The organism is Hymenobacter sp. UYCo722, from assembly GCF_040547115.1.
GTDB lineage: Bacteria > Bacteroidota > Bacteroidia > Cytophagales > Hymenobacteraceae > Hymenobacter.
The window spans coordinates 682,529-701,338 of record NZ_JBEPPC010000002.1 but is presented as its reverse complement, the minus strand read 5'-3'; the positions used below and the strand labels follow the sequence as shown (position 1 = coordinate 701,338).

The 18,810-nt window shown below is 58.9% G+C and carries 19 protein-coding genes; 12 read left to right on the top strand and 7 right to left on the bottom strand.

Translation table 11 applies throughout. From position 1 onward, the window contains the following. Positions 1 to 254: 254 nt before the first annotated feature. The 7 genes from ABIB44_RS08745 to ABIB44_RS08715 all read right to left on the bottom strand — a co-directional run bounded on the left by ABIB44_RS08745 (position 255) and on the right by ABIB44_RS08715 (position 6,240). Positions 255 to 896: a hypothetical protein gene (locus tag ABIB44_RS08745; RefSeq protein ID WP_354584260.1), complete on the bottom strand. Its 642-nt coding sequence runs from the start codon at positions 894 to 896 to the stop codon at positions 255 to 257. Between the two features lie 295 nt (positions 897 to 1,191). Then, positions 1,192 to 2,349, bottom strand: coding sequence for an AAA family ATPase (locus ABIB44_RS08740; RefSeq protein WP_354584259.1), 1,158 nt, complete (start codon positions 2,347 to 2,349; stop codon positions 1,192 to 1,194). Beyond that, complete coding sequence (locus ABIB44_RS08735; protein ID WP_354584258.1) at positions 2,346 to 2,729, bottom strand: hypothetical protein; 384 nt, start codon at positions 2,727 to 2,729, stop codon at positions 2,346 to 2,348. The genes ABIB44_RS08740 and ABIB44_RS08735 overlap by 4 nt, the downstream gene beginning before the upstream one ends. After that, entirely contained in the window at positions 2,729 to 3,043 is a 315-nt protein-coding gene (locus tag ABIB44_RS08730; protein WP_354584257.1) for a helix-turn-helix domain-containing protein, read from the bottom strand. Before ABIB44_RS08730 ends, ABIB44_RS08735 begins: the two co-directional genes overlap by 1 nt. A 151-nt stretch (positions 3,044 to 3,194) precedes the next feature. Then, entirely contained in the window at positions 3,195 to 4,130 is a 936-nt protein-coding gene (locus ABIB44_RS08725; RefSeq protein ID WP_354584256.1) for a hypothetical protein, read from the bottom strand. Then, the gene (locus tag ABIB44_RS08720; RefSeq protein WP_354584255.1) at positions 4,127 to 5,440 is read right to left on the bottom strand and encodes a site-specific integrase; all 1,314 of its coding nucleotides are present in this window, start codon (positions 5,438 to 5,440) and stop codon (positions 4,127 to 4,129) included. Before ABIB44_RS08720 ends, ABIB44_RS08725 begins: the two co-directional genes overlap by 4 nt. A gap of 317 nt (positions 5,441 to 5,757) precedes the next feature. After that, positions 5,758 to 6,240, bottom strand: coding sequence for a DUF305 domain-containing protein (locus ABIB44_RS08715; RefSeq protein WP_354584254.1), 483 nt, complete (start codon positions 6,238 to 6,240; stop codon positions 5,758 to 5,760). A gap of 178 nt (positions 6,241 to 6,418) precedes the next feature. Between ABIB44_RS08715 and ABIB44_RS08710 the strand changes: the two genes are divergently transcribed. From ABIB44_RS08710 to ABIB44_RS08655, 12 genes are all read left to right on the top strand, one after another. Beyond that, positions 6,419 to 7,831 carry a chloride channel protein gene (locus ABIB44_RS08710; protein ID WP_354584253.1) on the top strand — a complete coding sequence of 471 codons (1,413 nt, stop codon included), beginning with the start codon at positions 6,419 to 6,421 and terminating at the stop codon, positions 7,829 to 7,831. A 46-nt stretch (positions 7,832 to 7,877) separates the two neighbouring features. Then, positions 7,878 to 9,119, top strand: a complete 1,242-nt coding sequence (locus ABIB44_RS08705) for a cation:proton antiporter (RefSeq protein ID WP_354584252.1) — start codon at positions 7,878 to 7,880, stop codon at positions 9,117 to 9,119. A gap of 43 nt (positions 9,120 to 9,162) precedes the next feature. After that, positions 9,163 to 9,585: a hypothetical protein gene (locus ABIB44_RS08700; RefSeq protein ID WP_354584251.1), complete on the top strand. Its 423-nt coding sequence runs from the start codon at positions 9,163 to 9,165 to the stop codon at positions 9,583 to 9,585. Between the two features lie 42 nt (positions 9,586 to 9,627). After that, on the top strand, positions 9,628 to 10,536 hold the full coding sequence (locus ABIB44_RS08695) for a mechanosensitive ion channel family protein (RefSeq protein ID WP_354584250.1): 909 nt from the start codon (positions 9,628 to 9,630) through the stop codon (positions 10,534 to 10,536). 46 nt (positions 10,537 to 10,582) lie between these two features. Beyond that, on the top strand, positions 10,583 to 11,989 hold the full coding sequence (locus tag ABIB44_RS08690) for a DUF389 domain-containing protein (protein WP_354584249.1): 1,407 nt from the start codon (positions 10,583 to 10,585) through the stop codon (positions 11,987 to 11,989). 144 nt (positions 11,990 to 12,133) lie between these two features. Continuing rightward, positions 12,134 to 12,475, top strand: coding sequence for a hypothetical protein (locus tag ABIB44_RS08685; protein ID WP_354584248.1), 342 nt, complete (start codon positions 12,134 to 12,136; stop codon positions 12,473 to 12,475). Between the two features lie 101 nt (positions 12,476 to 12,576). Further along, positions 12,577 to 13,575, top strand: coding sequence for an endonuclease/exonuclease/phosphatase family protein (locus tag ABIB44_RS08680; protein ID WP_354584247.1), 999 nt, complete (start codon positions 12,577 to 12,579; stop codon positions 13,573 to 13,575). Between the two features lie 55 nt (positions 13,576 to 13,630). Continuing rightward, positions 13,631 to 13,912 (top strand): hypothetical protein, encoded by a 282-nt coding sequence (locus ABIB44_RS08675; protein ID WP_354584246.1) that lies wholly within the window; start codon positions 13,631 to 13,633, stop codon positions 13,910 to 13,912. A gap of 69 nt (positions 13,913 to 13,981) precedes the next feature. Then, positions 13,982 to 14,959, top strand: coding sequence for a mechanosensitive ion channel family protein (locus tag ABIB44_RS08670; RefSeq protein ID WP_354584245.1), 978 nt, complete (start codon positions 13,982 to 13,984; stop codon positions 14,957 to 14,959). Between the two features lie 103 nt (positions 14,960 to 15,062). Continuing rightward, a complete protein-coding gene (locus ABIB44_RS08665) occupies positions 15,063 to 15,953 on the top strand; it encodes a mechanosensitive ion channel family protein (RefSeq protein ID WP_354584244.1) in 891 nt (296 codons plus the stop codon). Between the two features lie 103 nt (positions 15,954 to 16,056). Beyond that, positions 16,057 to 17,844, top strand: a complete 1,788-nt coding sequence (locus ABIB44_RS08660) for a glycoside hydrolase family 15 protein (protein WP_354584243.1) — start codon at positions 16,057 to 16,059, stop codon at positions 17,842 to 17,844. Between the two features lie 358 nt (positions 17,845 to 18,202). Continuing rightward, positions 18,203 to 18,799: a carboxymuconolactone decarboxylase family protein gene (locus ABIB44_RS08655; protein WP_354584242.1), complete on the top strand. Its 597-nt coding sequence runs from the start codon at positions 18,203 to 18,205 to the stop codon at positions 18,797 to 18,799. The last annotated feature ends 11 nt before the right edge of the window (positions 18,800 to 18,810 follow it).

Below are 18,810 nucleotides of genomic sequence, written 5' to 3'. Positions count from 1 at the left end.
TGTCGGGAGCAAATTGAGCTAAATGGCGGCAACGTATGGTTAAGCCAATAAAATGGAGCCACAGATATGAGTCAAGCCGACCTGCTATTTAGTAGTAGAACTCCTCATTGTTTACTTAGCCCGGTTCTTAGGTAGGTGTATACGTTTCGCCTCACCCCCGGCTCCTCTCGGGCGGCGAGGGACCAGGGGTGAGGCGAACGTAGCAACGGTGCCGTAGAGCAATTTGAAAACCGTTCGGCAACTCAAATATGGAACTACCGCTTTAGCAAGTGTTCTCGCAAATGCAATCTGCGCTTATCAGATATGTCAAGGTAGACAGGCTCATTTGCGCTTAACCACGAAGTAGGTTGTTTTTGCCATTTCACCAACATGCGACGGAACTTGTCGCTCAGCCAGTGAAGGTCATCAAGCCTGCCATTCGTTAGCTCATTTGACACGCGCAATCCGGAATGAGCCCTATAATCTACGATAAGCTCGTCCACTTCATCCAGCCATGTTTGAAGCTCGTCGTCGTCCTCATCATTAAAGGGCATTTTGTCAGCCTTCAAACACTCATTCACAAATTTGCAAAACCGCTGGTCTAGCTTGCCATTCTCTTTTTCCACCGCCTCAATTTCTCGTTCGCGTGCAAGTCGAGCGAATACATCCGCCAGGGTGTCTTGGCGCTCGACATATTCTGGTACGTGCCTTTGTGGGATGGCCATTGTATACGGCGTACTTGACCTGGGCTCATTTTGCAGGTAAACCTCAGGCTCTTCCTCCTGAGTCCAATTCTCGGACTCTGCTAGGGCGTCACGCCGATGCTGGGCACGGCACGCATCGGAACATGTTTTCTTATCTGCGCGGCCAATAAAAGGTTCACCGCATTGGATGCAAACTCGGTTGGTAGATTTCATAAGTTAAAAGAATATGTGTTTGTAACCGGATTCGACCGGCTATTGACGGGTTTTCGACCAGTTCGACCGGTTCGACCGGTTAATGAGTGTTAAAAGCTTAGGTGGGATGTCGCGGGTCGTAGTCTTTAGAACGTGTGAGCAAATTGGGCAATCAATCAAGATTTAGCCATTAGGTCATCTTGTTATTATCTCATCAGTTCACTTCACTTTATATGACGAGCAGTAGGGTGGTGTGGTAAGGTGGTGTCCTATTTCAAAGTATTATACTTAAACACTTCACCTCACCTCGCCCTCCTTATAGGCCCTCATGGAGTGAGGTGGAGGAAAACGTCGGTGTGTGGGGCAGGGGCATTTCTCCTTGAAAACCGGGGCTCGGTAAGGGACATTGCGCAAGGGGCTCCGGCAAGGTGTAATCCTGTTCGGCGTCACGTTTGATGACCACACAGCACGCAAGCATTTTCTTTAGCCAATTACCTGCCGCTGTGTCCTGCACATTCATACAGTCCTTGATACGCTTGATTAACTGCCCGTAGGAAAGTGAATCGGTTCCTGCCGGGAAACACTGACGAGCCAAGTCGCGCTCTTTCTTATTTTTTTCTGCGCTGGCAATTAACGCAGCTCGTCCATCAGTTTCGAAGAACTGACGCCCTTCTGACCATGAAAAATAAACAGGCTCAAAATCGGGGCCGTTGCGCAAAATCTTGCTTTTGATGATATGGCATCCCCCTTCTTTATCCTTAACGACGGTTATGACACCCCCGCCTTTTCGTTCGGCTTCGCTGCCTAAGTGGCCCCGCATTTTGTCGCTACCGGGGTTTTCATGCACCACTAGGACGATGGTTGTGTTGAGCAAAGAAGCCTGAATCATGAACCAGTCCACAATTTTGCCGCTCTCGGTCGCTCCATTAACGTCGTCAATTAAGTCGGCCAGTCCGTCAATTATCCACAGATGGGCATTGGGATAAGCTGCAAAAGCTTCTTTTACTCGGAGTAACTTTTCAGCCTTGGTGTAGCTCCGAAAGTTGAAAATGTGTAGATTTTCAGGCTGGTCATAAGGTGCCACACCTATTATGCGACAGATGTAACGGGCCATTTTCTTGGTGTTGGCCTTGGGCTGTTCCGTGTCAATAATCATCACCGGCAGGCCGTTGGCTGGCATTACCCTGATTTGGAGTGTATCCGCCGGGTGGCCAGCAGGCAGCAAGGCACTGGCTGCCATGCACACGCTAACGGCACTTTTTCCAGCTTTCGGTTTGCCTGACGTAAAGGAAATGTCGCCACGGACGGCGAAGGTTTCCTTATTAATGCTGATGACGGTCACCAAGTCAGGAACCTGAGAGTCTGCCCGTACCTCGTCGGATGCCAAGGCGCTGGAGGGAGCGGATACAGGTTCGTTATTCGGTTTGAAAGGCCGCGGCTGCGCATACGCAGCGAATTTTTCAAGGTAGTTCATGACGGAGTTCCCTCCTTCTTCAGTTGTTCTGGCTTTAAGTCTAGAAGCAGTCCTAAAAGTGTTTTATTCTGCTTGGACTGCTGGTCAAATTCTCCTTCTTTATGGGCTAGAGACAGCTCCAAGGCCGTTATTTGAAGGCAAAGATGTTTATGCACTTGCCTAGACTTCGCATCCATCATTTGCCCCATGACTGTTTGGGTAACCAGCCATTCATATAGGTCGTAGATTTCAGCAACCATATAGGTAAATAATGCTTGCTTGGATTCGCGGTTAATCCGCCCTCGCTCTAGTTCGCTGAGCTGGTCATCTAGGCCTAGGCGGAAATCTGCGAGTTTTTTCCGATGAAGTTGCTCATCGAAGTATGATGGGTCCTTTTCCATTACCGGGCGCTGTTGCGGCCACGACGACCCGGTTTCGAGGTGTAGATGCTCGGGCCAGCTTCCTCTTGGCGGCGGCCGTTATTTATCCACGCCAGTAAGTCAGCCCGGTTAAAATAAAGCTTATTACCGCGCTTCGCATGAGGAATACCTCGCTGAGAAACCAGCGCATAAATGCGGGCCTTGCTCAGGCGCGTCACTTCTTGGGCCAGTTCAATACCGCCTACTTCTGAGAGGGTAGAACTTAGCCAAGGCGCTTGGCTTATGACTGTTTGAACGATGTCTCTTACATCATTCAATACTTGAGCGTAATCCACGCCCGAGATTATTACGGTTGCCATTTTGCTAATCGCTCACTGGGGAAGTAGACCAGCGAAGCGAAAGCGAAATAAGCCTCCGCGTGAACCCCAAAATTGCGTTTTTGCGGTACGCAGAAAAAACGCAGAAACGCAGAAACGCAGAGGGCAATTATAAGGTCTTGGTCAATGCCTTAGCCAACTCTTGTACGCTCACGAAAATCTTAAACATTTTCTCATTGTCAGCCTTGTAGCCGTTCTGAAGTTGATTTACAGAAGCAACTTTACCAAATACTGATACTATATTTCTATGCAGGGCAGCATTATTCGGATAAATTATTTTTCTACTATCGCGAAGAGCTGCAATCGCTGCGGCCCATGAACCGGGCTTACTATCGGGGGTAACATTTCCTGAGGTGTCGAGCATAGGGGGCACCAGTTCGCTCAAAAGCTTTTTTAGCGTTACAACTGTCAGCCCCCCTTGCAGCAGATTACCCCAAGTGTCCCGGCTAGGGTCCTCCTTAGTCTCTGTTTGTCCTTCTACTTGGATTAGGAGAGAATCTTGGTGAATAGTTTTCGGCAACGGAGAATGTCCAATTGTCGCAAGTTGGCTACGTATTTCACCAACAGCTAACTGCCAGTAATAACTCGTGCCTGTCGCGACTGTATAAAGGACCCCAAGTCTTTTTCTCGATGCGTCATCAAGTGTAGGAAAATCACCAGATAACCTGATTTGGATTTTTTTCCAAGCTAAAGTTTGATAATTCGCGCCATCGTTGATGCTCCGTGCCTCTTTGTCTAAATCTGATAAAACGATAGACTGTAAAGCCTCGATACGTTCTTGCTGTGGCTGCTTTAATAGAAAAAGACTATATAATTCCTTAAAATACGCTGGCACTGCTTCATCAGAAATATGTTTTAGATTCAAGTTAATCTCTAGCTTAAACCTTTCATATATAGATGCCACCTGATTTTGTCGGTGCTTCAGTCCACCCCCAATTTTGCAGTGCTGAATCAATTCTTCACGAGACTGAGAAAGCCACCACCCATAAGAGGTGATGGATAATCGCGATAAAGCAGAAGCTTCTTTATAAAGCACTCTTTTCATAATAATTGCTCGAAAGCTGCATCCAAAGTTTCGGAAGCGAACGAATCTAAATAGTCCCTAGTAGTTTGTTCTGATGCATGGTCCATCATGTCACTAATGATGGCGATAGCTACGCCGCTACGCTTTAAACTCGTCGCAAATGAGTGGCGCGCTACATAAGTAGTGAGCGGGGTACTGATACCCGCTAGGGGAGCAAGCACCTTCAGGTCGTGATTCACTTGCCCAAGAACTTTGTGTAGACGATTCTTTATCTGAGTAAGAGTCGTATGCTTTGTTCCATCGAGTACGGGGAAGATGTAGCTGTCTGGACCAGCGTAAGTGAATGGCCGAAACGAAGCTACGATTGCGGCGGCTGGTGCTAATAGCTTTAAATCAAACTTCCCGCCCGTTTTTTGACGCACGTAGCTCAAGCGGAAGACAATTCCTTCTGAATCAATCGGCGTCAAGTCCTTCCAGCGAAGCTGCGCCAAGTCCACAAAGTTGATACCGCCGCAATAGAAGGAAAAGAGAAACACGTTTTTTGCCAATTGTAAACGCGCAGTTTCAGGGGTCAAGGCCTCTAATAACCGAATCGCATCTCGGCTTATAGCCCGTTTCGTAGTGCTCACATCAAATTTACCGACGCTGAATTTGTGGCGTTCAGCTGCGGTTCGAGCGAAGGGGTAGTGTTCGACTTTCGCTAAGCCGTTGGCAATAGCTTTATTAAGGACAGCCCTTAGAGTGCGAAACCGTAAGGAAAGGGTGATTTCCTTAGCCCCAGTCAAACGCAGGTAATGTTCCCATTTGTCGCAAAATGACAAGTTTACCCGTTCCAAGGGCAGGTCCTCTATCCTGTACTCAGCCGCAATAAATTTGGCCAGTTGATTGCGCAGGTCCTTGTAAATACCGGCATTGCCCACCTTGCCCACAGCACGGTATGAATCGCTAAGTTCATCGCAATAGGCCAATAGTCTCCCGCTTCGGGTTTTACTTCGATTTTCAGCCACGCGGGTTGCTACCGAGCGTGCGTCGTGCTGCTCATCAGCCTTGGCGAGTTCATTGGCGACCTCTTTGTACTTGTCATGCCATTCACGCAGAGCGCCAATTAACTCTTCCCGGTCAGCTGGGTTGGGAAAGTTGTTGCGCGGTTCTTTGTTTCCCGCGTGCCAGTGCTTAGGATTCAAGCTCAAGCCAGTGGCTATGTATTTACGCTTGCGGTCTTTAGTAATGCGGACGAAAAAAGGGTGTGAGCCATCGGCTAGCGTGTTGCTGGTATAGTATACCACCTTCACGGTAGCCTTGCCTTCCTTATGCTCCGTTGTCTTACTCATGGGTGTGTAATTGGTCGTTTGTCAATTACACGACGAATTACACAAATGTAATAAAAAGAACGATATTGTCGATAATTAGCAAGACAATTTATGCAAAAAATAGGCTTTAATGGCACTTAAAGGCACTATTGATAATCGTTGTTATCTATAGTGCCTAAGCTTCCCAAGCTGAGGGTCGCGAGTTCGAACCTCGTTTCTCGCTCATTGATGAACAGCTATTTAGCTTTGTTGCTAGGTAGCTGTTTTGCTTTTGGGGTATGCAATAAGTTACCCTACCGGTGGGCGGGATGCTGGCCGGCCCGGGCAATTGCGCTTTGTTACTGCTCCAAGCGCTTAATCATGGCCTGCATCTCACCGATTTCCCGCTTCTGGGCGGTGATGATGTCATCGGCCAGCTTGCGCACTTCGGGGTCTTTGATGGTGGCCCGCTCGCTGGTAAGAATGGCGATGGAGTGGTGCGGAATCATGGCCCGCATCCAGCGGGTATCGTCCACGAAGGTCTGGCTGCGCACCAGTATCAGCGCACCCACGAAAAGGGTGAGGCTGGCCCCCATGATGAGGCCATTCGTGGTTTTGTTGGGGTACATCATGGGCATCATCAGCAGCATGACCACGGCCATGGCCGTTACCATCAGCACCGTCATGTAGAAGCGGGTTAGGCTGAAGTAGACGTGGTCCAGCTCGTAGGTATTGAGGTACATCACCACGTACATGACGACGAAGGAGATGGCCAGCGTCAGCAGAAACTTGCGGTAGTGGCCCTGGGACATGGGGGCGGCAGTGGTTGTCGGATGCATCATCGAAAAAGGGAATAATTGACAGACGCGCGCAGATTTCAGCTCTTGAAACGGCGGCCTTTACTGTCCAAACGGACGATGAATGGCGTTGGTTGTGTTACCATTCGTCCCCCAAATCGGTTGGTAAGTAAGCCGCCGCCGCAGTGGCCCCGTTTAAATTACCCGCACCTTTGCCCCCTCTATGCCCGATTCTCCCTCCCGCTATGCCCGTACACTGGCCTGGTTCGACCATGTTTTTATCCAACCGCTGTATACGGCCCGGGTGCGGCGTCTCATCCTGCAAAGCTTCCCTTTCTGGATTGCCTCGCTGCTAACCGGCCTGATGGCCGTGGGCTACGAAAAGGTTTTCGTCTGGGCCGAAGAAGTGAGCTTCGGCTGGCTGCGCCGCGAGCCGCTGCTGGCCTTCGGGCTCACGCCGCTGGCCTTCCTGGTGTCGTGGGCGCTGGTGAAACGCTTTGCCCCGGCGGCGCGGGGCAGCGGCATCCCGCAGGTAATGGCCGGCATCGAGCTCTCGAACCCCGCGCAGCACCGGCACACCGCTTATCTGCTGAGTCTGCGGGTGGCCGGCGTCAAGGTCCTGAGCAGCGTAGTGCTGCTGCTCGGCGGCGGCGTTATTGGCCGCGAGGGGCCGACCATTCAGGTTTCGGCCGCCATTTTCCGAGCCATCAACCGCCTGCAGCCGCCGGGCTGGCCGCAGCTCTCGCGCCAGATTGCCCTGGTGGCGGGCGGGGCGGCGGGCCTGGCAGCGGCCTTCAATACCCCGCTGGGCGGCATCGTTTTCGTGGTGGAGGAGCTGACCCGGATTCACCTCTCGCGCTTTCGCATGGCCGTGTTCAGCGCCGTCATTATCGCCGGCCTCACGGCCCAGCAGTTTCTGGGTTCTTACCTGTACCTGGGCTTTCCCAAAGTTACCTCGCCGGCCGGTTGGTACCAGGTGCTGGTGATGATGGCGGCCGTAGCCTGCGGCCTGGCGGGAGCTTATTTTGCTAAAACCCTGCTCTGGCTCAACGGCTTCCGCCGGCGTTTTGCCACGCCGCTGGCGCAGGCGGGCTGGGTGGTGAGCTGCGGGCTGGTGCTGGCCGGGCTGGCCTACTTGGTGGGCCCCGATGGCGTGGGCACGGGCAAGCCCATCATCAACCGGCTGCTGTTTCAAAATAGTGGCGCGACACCGGGCTATCTGTTTCCGGTGCGCTTCGCGGGCATGGCCCTGAGCTACAGCAGCGGCGGGGCGGGCGGCGTGTTTGCCACTTCGCTGAGCGCGGGCGCGCTGCTCGGCGACGGCATTGCGCAGCTGGCGCACGTGGCCGTGGCCGACCGCAACCTACTGATTCTGGTGAGCATGGTGGGCTTCCTCACGGGGGTGGTGCGCTCGCCGTTCACGGCCGCTATTCTGGTGCTGGAAATGACGGACCGGCACTCAGCCATCTTCCAGCTGCTGATTGGGGCCATGCTGGCCCAGGCCGTGGCCGCGCTCGTCGACCCGCACTCGCTCTATGAGCACCTGCGCCAGAGCTTCATCCGCGAAACACTGAGCCAGGAAGCTACGGCGGTACTGCCCGAAGCAAGGGCCGACCACGCCGGCCGGCCTTCCTAAGGCGGGGGACAATAACCTCTGCATTCATTAGCCGTTCATCATACCCATGAGCTTATTTACCTTTTCGGCCTCGCTGCTGACCCTGGCGGCGCTGTTTTCTTACTTAAATGCCCGGTTTTTCCGTCAGCCGGCAGGGATAATGTTTTTGCTGCTGGGCGTGGTGGCGGCGGCGGGCGTGCTGGCGGGCGGGCGCATCGTGCCGGGCTTCACGGCTATCGTGCGGGGGGCGCTGCTGCAGTTCGATTTCACGAGGTTTCTGATGGGGTCGGTGCTGAGCTTTCTGCTCTTTGCCGGCTCGCTGCACGTGCGGGTAGATGCCCTGAAAGCGGTGTGGCAGAGCATTGCGGCCTACTCCACGCTTGGAGTGCTGCTGGCTACGGCCCTGGTGGGCGTGGGCACCTTCGGCCTGCTGCACCTGGCTGGCGTGGACCTGCCGCTGCTGCCCTGCCTGCTGTTCGGGGCCCTCATCGCCCCCACCGACCCCATTGCCGTGCTGGGTATTCTCAAAACCACCGACCTGGACAAGAACATCGAAACCAACCTGGCCGGCGAGTCGCTCTTCAACGACGGCTTTGGGGTGGTGGTATTCGTGACGCTGCTGGAGCTGGCCACGCCCGGCCAAACGCCCAGCGCGGGCTCGGCGGCCCTGCTGCTGTTGCGCGAGGCGGGGGGCGGCCTGCTGGCCGGGGCGGTGCTGGGCTACGTGGGCTACCGCCTTATCAAAACCGTGGACCACTTCCAGACTGAAGTCATTCTGACCCTGGCCCTGGTGATGGGCGGCTACGCGCTGTGTAGCGCCCTGCACGTTTCGGGGCCGCTGGCCATGGTGGTGGCGGGCCTGGCCATCGGTAACGTGAGCCGCAGCGAAGCCGTGTCGGACACCACCCGCGAATATCTGGAGAAGTTCTGGGAGGCCCTGGATGAGGTGCTCAATGCCGTGCTCTTCGTGCTGATGGGCCTGGAATTGGTTGTGATTGGGTTCAGCCCATTTTATCTGGGGCTGGGCGTGGCGGCGGCGGTGCTGGCCCTGCTGGTGCGCTACGTGGCCCTGGCCATGAACACCCGGATGCTGGGCCTCTCGAAGAGGCTGCCGCCGCGCACGCTGGTTATTTTGAGCTGGGGCGGGCTGCGCGGGGGCATCTCGCTGGCGCTGGCGCTGGGCCTGCCCGACAGCCTGCACCCGGAGGTATTTGTGCCGATGACGTTTGCCGTGGTGCTGTTTTCAGCCGTGGTGCAGGGGCTTACGTTAAAGCGACTGTTGAGCTGGCTTACTCCGCGCTCCGCCTAACCGGGTCATTGGCCTGCCCGTAGCTTCTTGCCCCCCTTTTTTAATGTTTCCCACCCAAAACTATTTTTCCAACGCCGTCGGCTCAGTCGATTTTTCGCCCGAAGACGGGTACCTGCACCTGTATTGGTCGGGTGCGCCCATGACCGGGCCCGAGTTTCGGGCGCTTTACGTGCACGCCCATAACCTATTACGGCGCCACCACCTGCGGGGCATTCTGGCCGACCACCGGGCCATGCCCGCCGCCCCCGATGCGGCCGAGCGCGAGTGGCTGCTCACCACCTGGCTGCCCGCCGTGCTGAAAGACACCGACTTCGAGCGCTACGCCGTGGTGCCCACCCTTGCGCCCGAGCACCGCCTGCACACGCCCGCCGTGGCCGAGCAGCTGCGCCGCCTGGTAACGACGGCCTTTTTTGAGGAAATTTCGCCCGCCGCCGAGTGGCTGCGGGACGATACGCCAGTGGCCTAGCCGGCACTGGGTTTTCAGTTGCTTTAATCCCCGTTTGCGCCCATGCTGCAGGAGTTCACCACCGTTGCCCACACGTATTGGACGCAGTTTTTGTTTGTGCTGCCACGCCTGCTGGTGGCGGCCGTGCTGCTGGCCGTGGTGTGGCTGGCTTCGGGGCGGCTGCGCCGCTTTCTCACAGTCAAGCTGGCGGCGCACTCCGCCGACCCGCTGCTCACCAACTTCCTCACGCAGGTGGGGCGCTGGCTGCTGGTGCTGGGCGGGCTGTTGCTGGGGCTGCAAATCATCGGGCTGTCGGGCGTGGTGGGTGGGCTATTGGGCGGGCTGGGCTTGTCGGCCTTTCTGGTGGGCTTTGCCTTCAAGGACATTGCCGAAAACTTCCTGGCCGGTGTCATCCTGGCCTTCAACCGGCCCTTCGACGTGCACGACAGCATTCAGGTGAAGGACCTGCTGGGCCGGGTGATGGAGCTGAACCTGCGCACCACGCGCATCAAAACCTACGACGGCAAGGATATTTACGTGCCCAATGCGCTGGTGCTGAAGGAGCCCGTCACCAACTTCACCCGCGACGGCCACATCCGCCAGGAGTTTCTCATCGGCATCGACTACGACGCCGACGCGCAGGCCGTTATCGACACCATTATGGCGCAGGTGAAGCTGGAGCCGCTGGTGCTGCAGGAGCTCCCGCACCAGCCCTTCGCCGTGATTGACGAGCTGGCCACCAGCACCGTCAACATCCGGGTGTATTTCTGGGCCGAGGCCGAGGAGTACCGGCGCGGCGTGCTGGAGCTGCGCTCGCGCCTGATGAACCGCGTGAAAACCACCTTGCTGGCCGCCGACAACGTATCGATGCCCTCCGATATCGTGGAGGTGCAGTTCCCCAAGAAAATGCCCGAGCTGCTCGTGCGCCTGATGGACGCGGAGAAAGGCCCGGCCGCGCCCCCGGCGGCCTAAACCAACCGGCCCGCCCCGGGTCCTTCTTCCGCGCCTATCTTTCCGCATGCTTGACGTTCTGCGCCGCTTCCTAAGCACCCGCTTTCTGCTCACCGATGACATGGCCGACCCGGCCGAGATTCAGGCTGACGTGGAGGCGGGCATTGCGTTTCGGGGTACCAACCTGTGGGTATTGATTTTCGCCATTCTGGTGGCCTCGGTGGGACTGAATGTGAATTCCACGGCCGTAATCATCGGGGCCATGTTGATTTCGCCGCTGATGGGGCCCATCGTGGGCATGGGCTACGGAGCGGCCACGCTGGAGCTGGGCCTGATTGAGCGTGGGCTCAAAAGCCTGCTCACGGCTTCGGTGTTCAGCCTGCTGGTGTCGGCGCTCTACTTCCGCCTCACGCCCCTCACCGACGCGGGCTCCGAGCTGCTGAGCCGCACCCAGCCCAGCACCTGGGACGTGCTGGTGGCCCTGTTTGGCGGGGCGGCCGGGGCAGTGGCCCTCACCCGCAAGGGCCACACCAATGCCGTGCCGGGCGTAGCCATTGCCACTGCCCTCATGCCGCCGCTGTGCACGGCCGGCTACGGGCTGGCCACGGCGCACTGGTCGTTTCTGTTCGGGGCGCTGTACCTGTTTTCGATTAACTGCGTGTTCATTGCGCTGGCCACGTTTCTGGTGTGCCGGGTGCTGCCGCTGCCCAAGCACACCTTCGTGAGCGTGAAACGGGCGCGGCGGGTGCAGCTCAGCATTTGGGCGGTGGCGCTGCTCACGGCCGCGCCCAGCGTATACCTGGCCGTGGGCATCGTGCGCGACGGCACCTTCACGCACAACGCCCAGCGCTTCGTGGATGAGCAGCTGAACCTGCCCGGCACCTTCGTCGTCACCAGCCGCATTCTGCCCCGGCCGCGCACCCTCAACGTGCTGCTGGCCGGCCAGCGGCTCACGCCGGCCCTGCTGCAAAAGGCCCGCACCCAGCTGCCGCGCTACCGCTTGCAAGGGGCCGTGCTAACCGTGCGCCAGGGCCTGGCCCGTCTCGACTCGACCGACACGCAGGCCCTGCGCAGCAGCGTGCTCGAAGATGTGCGCAACCGCCAGGAGCAAACCCTGGTGGGCTACGAAACCCGTTTGGCGCAGCTCCAGAAGCTGCTGGTGAACCCCGACAGTGCCACCGCCGGCCTGCCCGGCGCAAGCGCACTGCTGCGCGAAGTGCAGGTGGAGCACCCCGCCGTGCGCCAGCTGGGCCTGAGCCGCCTGGTGCGCCCCGCCGCCGACTCGCTCCGGGCCGATACCACCGTGCTGGTGGCCGTGCGCACCCGCCGCCCGCTACCCGCCGCCGAGGAGCGCCGCCTGGCCGCCTGGCTGCGCCTGCGGGCCGGTGGCCGCCAACCGGTAAAGCTGCTGGTTGAGACGCAGAATGAGCCGGCACCCCGGCCGGCCCGCCGCAATTCTTCGCGCCGCAGGTAGTCGCGAAGCCATCGATGGGAGGAGGAGCATCAGGAGCATCGCGTCCTCGCTTACTGGTCCCAAAATAAACTTGCCGGCCCCAGCCCCGTAAAACCGAAGAGCCTTACGGGCGTTCATTCTCATTTTCAAGAACAAAAACTGCACATGATGAAGTATTTTCCCACAGGCCTCAACTGCTTATTTGCGTTGGTTTGCCTCGCCGGGAGCGGCTGTTCGTTGGGTCATTCCGTCAGCGACGACCTAAAATCGACTAACCCCGCCGTGGTCCTGCAGGCCCAGAAGGTGATTGACCTCCAGCAGCAGGTAGATGCGCAGGAGAAATCGTACAATAACCAGAAAGACGCCGTGAAAGACCGGGAGCGCGCGGTCGAGAAACAGAAAGACGAGGCCGATATCGAGAAGAAGCGGCTCGAAGCCCTGCAGAACCAGCTCGATGGGGCCAAGCAGAATCTGAAGGGCGTGAAAACCCAGGCTAAAACGCAGTAGCGTGCGGCGTATCCATTGCCAGTTGGGTAGCGGTTGGTTGTCAGGAGAAATTTAACACGGAGACAATCGACGACGAATAACTGACAATCAAATTTTTATCGATGACGTATTTCCTGACCGGGCTGCGCTACCTGCTGGCCACGCTGGGCGCGTTGGCGCTGCTGCTGACCCTGGTTTCGGTGGTGCCGTCCGATGAATGGTGGGTGCAGGTGCTGGGCTTTCCCCGGCTGCAGCTGCTGGTGGTGCTGGCCGGGTTGCTGCTGGGTTGGCTGGCGCTAAGCTGGCCGGCGCACCGGCGGGTGCGGCGGGGGCTGCTGCTGGCCCTGGGGGTAGGGATGGGCGTACAGGCCTTTTTTCTGTGGCCCTACCTGCCCTTCGCCCCGAAAGCCGTGCCCACTGCCCCGGCGGGTGCTACCGCCCGGCTGCGCATCCTGGTCATCAACGTACTGATAACAAACCGGCAGGACGCCCGCCTGCGGCAGTTGGTTGATGCCGCGCGGCCCGACGTGCTGCTGGTGCTGGAGCCCGATGCCTGGTGGGCGCGGGCGCTGCGGCCCTTGGAGCCCGATTATCCCTACCGCGTCGAGCTGCCCCGCGCCAACGCCTACGGCATGATACTCTACTCGCGCCTGCCGCTGGCCCACACCCAGGTGCAGTACCCGCTGCAACCCGGCGTGCCGTCCATCCGCACGCACCTGCGGCTGCCCGATGGCCGCCAGGTCACGTTTTTCGGCATTCACCCCACGCCGCCCATTCCCGACGATGCCTATCCCGATGGCGTGGGCCTGCGCGGCAAGGCTTTGCAACAAGTGACCGACGGGGTGCAGCAGAGCGAGCGGCCTACCATCGTGGCCGGCGATTTCAACGACGTGAGCTGGTCGAGCACCATCCACCAGCTCACCCGCGAGGGCGAGCTGCACGACGTGAGCCTGGGGCGCGGCCTCTACAATACGTTCAGCGCCCGTTCCACGCTCATGAGCTGGCCGCTCGACCACTTTTTTGTCAGCGAGCCGTTTCAGGTAGTGGAGCTGAAGCGCCTGCCCGACGTGGGCTCCGACCATTTTCCGCTGTACATCGAGCTGGCGCTACCCAATAAGTAAGTATTTGGCTGATAAACACCCAGTTACTCAGCTTCAACTTTTAACCCCCAAACCTATGCCTACGTTTCCTTCCACCGCAGCCTGGCTATTGGCCAGCACCCTGGCTTTTTCCAGTTGCCAATCGGGAGCCGAAGCGCCCGTGGCGGCCGACCTGAACTCTGCTAACCCCGCCGTGGCCGAGCAGGCCCGCAAAGTGCAGGAGCTAACCACCCAGATAGCCCAGCAAAAGGCCGTTATCGAAACCGAAAAAAACAAGCTCACCGCTATGGAGCAGCAGCTGGCGGGGTCGCAGCAGAACCTGGAAGGCCTCAAAAAAGAAGTGCAGGCCACGCCCTAAAACTTACCTGGCCGACGCGGGAATAATCTCCGCGCTTTCTCCTTCTCCCGCACCTCCTGTTTTAGCTTCATGGATTTTTCAATTGCCTGGCAGAAAATCAACCAGATGGGCCGCGACTTTATGGCCCTGCTGCCCAACCTGCTCTTCGGGGTGGTGGTGTTCGTGGTATTCATTTTTATAGCCCGTGGGGTGCAGTCGCTGGTGGAGCGGCTGGTGCAGAACCGGGGCCAGAGCCAAAGCCTGAAGCTGCTGCTGAGCCGCTTGTCCTACGTGGCCGCGCTCATACTGGGCATTTTGGTTACGGTCACTATTATGGTGCCTAGCTTCACGCCAGCCAGCCTGCTCAGCGCGCTGGGCGTGGGGGGCGTGGCCATTGGCTTTGCCTTCAAGGATATTTTTCAGAACTTTCTGGCCGGCGTCCTGCTGCTCGTCACCGAGCCCTTTAGAATCGACGACCAGATTAAGTATAAGGACTTTGAGGGCACCGTCGAATCAATTCAGACGCGGGCCACGACCATCAAAACTTACGATGGCCGGCGGGTAGTTATTCCCAACGCCGAGCTGTTTATCAACGCCGTGACGGTGAATACGGCTTACGATAAGCGCCGTCTGCAATACGACATTGGTATTGGCTACGGCGATGATATCGGCCGAGCCCGCCAGCTGATTGTCGAAGCCATGAAGGGTGTGGATGGCGTGCTGGCCGACCCCGCGCCCGAGGCGCTGGTAGTAGATTTGGCCGGCAGCAGCGTCAACATCCGCGCCCGCTGGTGGATTAATCCGCCGCGCCGCGCCGACATCATGGACGCCCAGGACCAAGTGCTCGAAGCCATCAAAAACACGCTCACTGCCCACGGCATCGACCTGCCCTTCCCCACCCAGCAAATTCTGTGGCACGACCAGACCGAAGCCACCGATGGCGACCGCAAAAGCCAGCGCGAAGGCTGGCCCGCCGGCAAGGGCGACGTGCCCCCGTCGCGGGCCGCGGTGCAGCAGCAAGCCGCTGCCGCCGCGCCACCCGAGCAGGCGGAAAAGGCCGCCGGCTGAAGCCCGCCCCCCGCCCGTAGCCGGCCGGCGTAGGCAATCCGAATAAGCCGGGACCGGGTGCCGCCCCGTATCAGCGGGGACATCACGCTGCTATTTTTACTACATGCTAGAGATTCACCGCACGTTTGACTTACTTTCCAATAAGCTCGTGAACTGGGTGCAGCAGTTTGTGCTGCTGCTGCCCAACCTGCTCATTACCCTGCTGGTGCTCACGGCCACGGTGTTTGCCGCCCGGCTCACGCGGCGGGCCCTGGCCAGCGTGTTGCCGCGGGTGTCGCCGGGAGCCGTTACGCTGCACAGCCTCATCAGCACGTTGGCGTACGTGGCGGTGCTGCTGGTGGGTACTTTTTTCGGGCTCGAAGTGCTGGGGCTGGACAAGACGGTCACGTCGCTGCTGGCTGGGGTGGGTATTATCGGGTTGGCCTTGGGCTTTGCCTTTCAGGATATTGCGGCCAATTTTATCAGCGGCATCATCATCGCCGTGCAGCGGCCCTTCACGGTGGGCGACGTGATTGAAACCGACAAGTTTTTTGGCACCATCGAGCGCATCAACCTGCGCACGCTGGACCTGCGCCAGGTAACCGGCGAGCTGGTGCGGGTGCCCAACCGCAAGGTGTTCGAAAGTGCCGTAACCAACTATAGCGTCACCACCCGCCGCCGCGTGGATATAGAATGCGGCGTGGCCTACAGCTCCGACCTGGCCCAGGTGCGCGACGTGGTGCTGGCCGCCATGGCCGACTTTCCGGAGCTGCTCACCGACCAGCCGCCGCAGGTGATGTTCACCGGCTTTGCCGACAGCTCCATCACCTTCAGCCTGCGCTTCTGGATTCCGTATCGCCGGCAGGTCGACTACGTGGGGGCCAAAAGCGAGGCCATCATGCGCATCAAGCAGGCGTTTGATGCGGCCGGCATCGTCATTCCCTTCCCCATGCGCACCCTGGAATTGCCGGCCGAGGTGCTGGCGCGCCTGGGCGGCGAGAAACTGCAGGACTGAGCTTTTGTGGTCTTCCGGCCACAACCCCAGCCCCCCGAACGGGGTACCCTATTGGGAACCCACCCCGCGCGCCGGGGCTAATTCGAACCAATTCCGAAACCTGATGACGAAACATACCTATGACATGGGCCTGATTGGCAACTGCGCCTTTCTGGGCCTCATTGGCACCGACACCGCCGTGCGCTGGCTCTGCTGGCCACGCTTCGACAGCAGCTTTGTGTTTGGCAGCCTGCTCGATGAGGACAAGGGCGGCGAGTACAGCATCCGGCCCGCCGCCGGCATCACCGGCCCGGGCCGCCAGTACTACCAGGACAATACCAACGTGCTGTGCACCGAAATCGAAACCGAGGACGGCCGCTACCGCGTCACCGACTTTGCGCCCCGCTTTCCGCAGTACGAACGCTACTACAAGCCGCTGATGTTTATCCGGAAGGTGGAGCCGCTGAGTGGTGCGCCGCGTATTCGGGTGGCCTGCCGGCCGGTGGGGCAGTACGGCGAGCAGGCCCTCACGCGCCGCCGTAGCTCGAATCACATCGCGTTTCTGGGCCTGGAAGAGGAAATCCGTCTCACCACCAACATCCCGCTCACCTACATTTTCGACGAGGAAGATTTCGTGCTTAACGAAACCAAATACCTCGTGCTCACCTACGGCGCACCGCTGGAGGCCCCGCTGGAAAGCACCGCCGAGCGGTTTTTGCTGGCCACCGCCGCCTACTGGCGCGGCTGGGTGAAGAGCACCAGCATCGGCAGCTTCCACCAGGAACAGGTCATTCGCTCGGCCCTGGCCCTGAAAATCCACCAGTACGAAGACACTGGGGCCGTGATTGCGGCCAGCACCACCAGCCTGCCCGAAGCCCCCGGCAGCACCCGCAACTGGGACTACCGCTTCTGCTGGATGCGCGATACGTACTACATCCTCACGGCCTTCAACAACATCGGCCACTTCGAGGAGCTGGAGCGCTACTTCCACTTCATTGCCAACATCAGCACCAAGGTTGAGGGCAAGCTGCAGCCGCTCTACGGCATCGGCGGGGCCGCCACGCTCACCGAAACGGAGTTGCCCCTGGCCGGCTACCTCGGCAACCAGCCGGTGCGGATTGGCAACGATGCCTACACCCACATTCAGAACGACGTGTACGGGCAGGTGCTGGTGGCGCTGCTGCCGCTGTACGTGGACAGCCGTTTCCGCGACCCCGAGCGCGTGGCCCCGCTGGGCTTGGTGGAGGAGTGCCTGCGCCTCATTGAAGCCACCATGGACCAGCCCGACGCCGGCCTCTGGGAGTTCCGCCACATTGCCCAGAAGCACTGCTACACCTACCTCTTTCACTGGGCCGGCAGCCACGCCGCCCGCCGCGTAGCCCAAAGCCTGGGCGACACCAAAATGGAAGCCCGCGCCACCCGCCTGCTCAATATGGCCCAGGAGCGCCTCGAAGAGTGCTTCAACGCTGAGCGCGGCGTGTACACGAACGCCATCGGCTCGCCGCACCTCGATGCCAGCACCATTCAGCTCATCACCATGGGCTACCTCGACCCGTCGTCGGAACGCGCCAAGCACCACCTCGCCGAGCTGGAAAAGGAGCTGATGACCCCCGAAGGCCTCTTCTACCGCTACCGCCACCCGGACGATTTCGGCACGCCCGAAACCACCTTCCTCATCTGCTCCTTCTGGTACGTGGAGGCCTTGGCCTGTGTCGGCCGCGTGGATGAAGCAGTGGCCGAGTTCGAGAAGCTGACCAAGTACGCCAACCACCTCGGCCTGCTGAGCGAGGACGTAGATGCTAAAACCGGCTCGCAGTGGGGCAATTTCCCGCAGGCCTACAGCCACGTCGGGCTGGTGAATGCCGCTTACCGCATCGCGCAGCGGTTGGACAAGCCGAGCTTCGTGGAGTAAAAGGCCGTCATAATGTTTTGCTAAAACGTCATGCTGAGCGCAGTCGAAGCATCTCTACCGCGTCGTTCACGCACTCGCCTCACCCCCTGACCCCTGCCGGGCACGGCCCCTCTCCGAAAAGTAGAGGGGACACCGGAAATGCTCCTCACCGGAATCGTCAGGCTCTCCTCTCCTTTTCGGAGAGGGGCCGGGGGTGAGGCGAACGTTATGCGGCGCGTTAGAACTGCTCCAATGGGCTCCGTCAAGTAAAACGTTTTTTTCGGCTCACTCTTCATGGCCCTGTAGAGCCTTATTTGGAGAGGGCCGGTTATTTCGACGCAGCTTTGCGCGGCCATTCGTCGCCCATTTTCCTCCTCCCATGTCCCTCCCCCTCGTAGCGCCGCTGCCTCCCGATGCCAACCCCGAAGTGGCGCAGCTGGCCACTTTCTTCAACGAAACGCTGGGCTTCTGCCCCAACAGTGTGCTCACCATGCAGCACCGGCCGGCCATTGCCACGGCGTTTATTGAGTTGAACAAGGCCGTGATGGCCAACCACGGCCGCGTGAGCAGCGCCCTCAAGCGCCTCATCGGCTACGTGAGCAGCCTGGCGGCGGGCTGCCAGTACTGCCAGGCCCACACCATGCTGGCCGCCGGCCGTTACGGGGCCGAGCAGGAGCAGATGGACCACATCTGGGAATACGCCACGCACGCTGCCTTTTCGCCGGCCGAGCGGGCGGCCCTGGACTTTGCCGTGGCCGCCTCGGCCGTGCCCAACGCCGTGAACGACACTATTGCCAACAACCTGCGCCAGCACTGGAACGAGGGCGAAATCGTGGAAATGCTGGGCGTCATCAGCCTCTTCGGCTACCTCAACCGCTGGAACGACTCGATGGGTACGCACCTGGAGCCCGGGGCCGTAGCCTTGGGCGAGCAGCAGCTGGCCGGCCACGGCTGGTCGCCCGGCAAGCACGCCTGAAGAGGGGTTTA

Excerpts from the sequence above, each read along its gene's own strand:
- ABIB44_RS08745 (WP_354584260.1), bottom strand. The coding sequence starts at position 896 with ATGAAATCTACCAACCGAGTTTGCATCCAATGCGGTGAACCTTTTATT.
- ABIB44_RS08740 (WP_354584259.1), bottom strand. The coding sequence starts at position 2,349 with ATGAACTACCTTGAAAAATTCGCTGCGTATGCGCAGCCGCGGCCTTTC.
- ABIB44_RS08735 (WP_354584258.1), bottom strand. The coding sequence starts at position 2,729 with ATGGAAAAGGACCCATCATACTTCGATGAGCAACTTCATCGGAAAAAA.
- ABIB44_RS08725 (WP_354584256.1), bottom strand. The coding sequence starts at position 4,130 with ATGAAAAGAGTGCTTTATAAAGAAGCTTCTGCTTTATCGCGATTATCC.
- ABIB44_RS08720 (WP_354584255.1), bottom strand. The coding sequence starts at position 5,440 with ATGAGTAAGACAACGGAGCATAAGGAAGGCAAGGCTACCGTGAAGGTG.
- ABIB44_RS08715 (WP_354584254.1), bottom strand. The coding sequence starts at position 6,240 with ATGATGCATCCGACAACCACTGCCGCCCCCATGTCCCAGGGCCACTAC.
- ABIB44_RS08710 (WP_354584253.1), top strand. The coding sequence starts at position 6,419 with ATGCCCGATTCTCCCTCCCGCTATGCCCGTACACTGGCCTGGTTCGAC.
- ABIB44_RS08705 (WP_354584252.1), top strand. The coding sequence starts at position 7,878 with ATGAGCTTATTTACCTTTTCGGCCTCGCTGCTGACCCTGGCGGCGCTG.
- ABIB44_RS08700 (WP_354584251.1), top strand. The coding sequence starts at position 9,163 with ATGTTTCCCACCCAAAACTATTTTTCCAACGCCGTCGGCTCAGTCGAT.
- ABIB44_RS08695 (WP_354584250.1), top strand. The coding sequence starts at position 9,628 with ATGCTGCAGGAGTTCACCACCGTTGCCCACACGTATTGGACGCAGTTT.
- ABIB44_RS08690 (WP_354584249.1), top strand. The coding sequence starts at position 10,583 with ATGCTTGACGTTCTGCGCCGCTTCCTAAGCACCCGCTTTCTGCTCACC.
- ABIB44_RS08685 (WP_354584248.1), top strand. The coding sequence starts at position 12,134 with ATGATGAAGTATTTTCCCACAGGCCTCAACTGCTTATTTGCGTTGGTT.
- ABIB44_RS08680 (WP_354584247.1), top strand. The coding sequence starts at position 12,577 with ATGACGTATTTCCTGACCGGGCTGCGCTACCTGCTGGCCACGCTGGGC.
- ABIB44_RS08675 (WP_354584246.1), top strand. The coding sequence starts at position 13,631 with ATGCCTACGTTTCCTTCCACCGCAGCCTGGCTATTGGCCAGCACCCTG.
- ABIB44_RS08670 (WP_354584245.1), top strand. The coding sequence starts at position 13,982 with ATGGATTTTTCAATTGCCTGGCAGAAAATCAACCAGATGGGCCGCGAC.
- ABIB44_RS08665 (WP_354584244.1), top strand. The coding sequence starts at position 15,063 with ATGCTAGAGATTCACCGCACGTTTGACTTACTTTCCAATAAGCTCGTG.
- ABIB44_RS08660 (WP_354584243.1), top strand. The coding sequence starts at position 16,057 with ATGACGAAACATACCTATGACATGGGCCTGATTGGCAACTGCGCCTTT.
- ABIB44_RS08655 (WP_354584242.1), top strand. The coding sequence starts at position 18,203 with ATGTCCCTCCCCCTCGTAGCGCCGCTGCCTCCCGATGCCAACCCCGAA.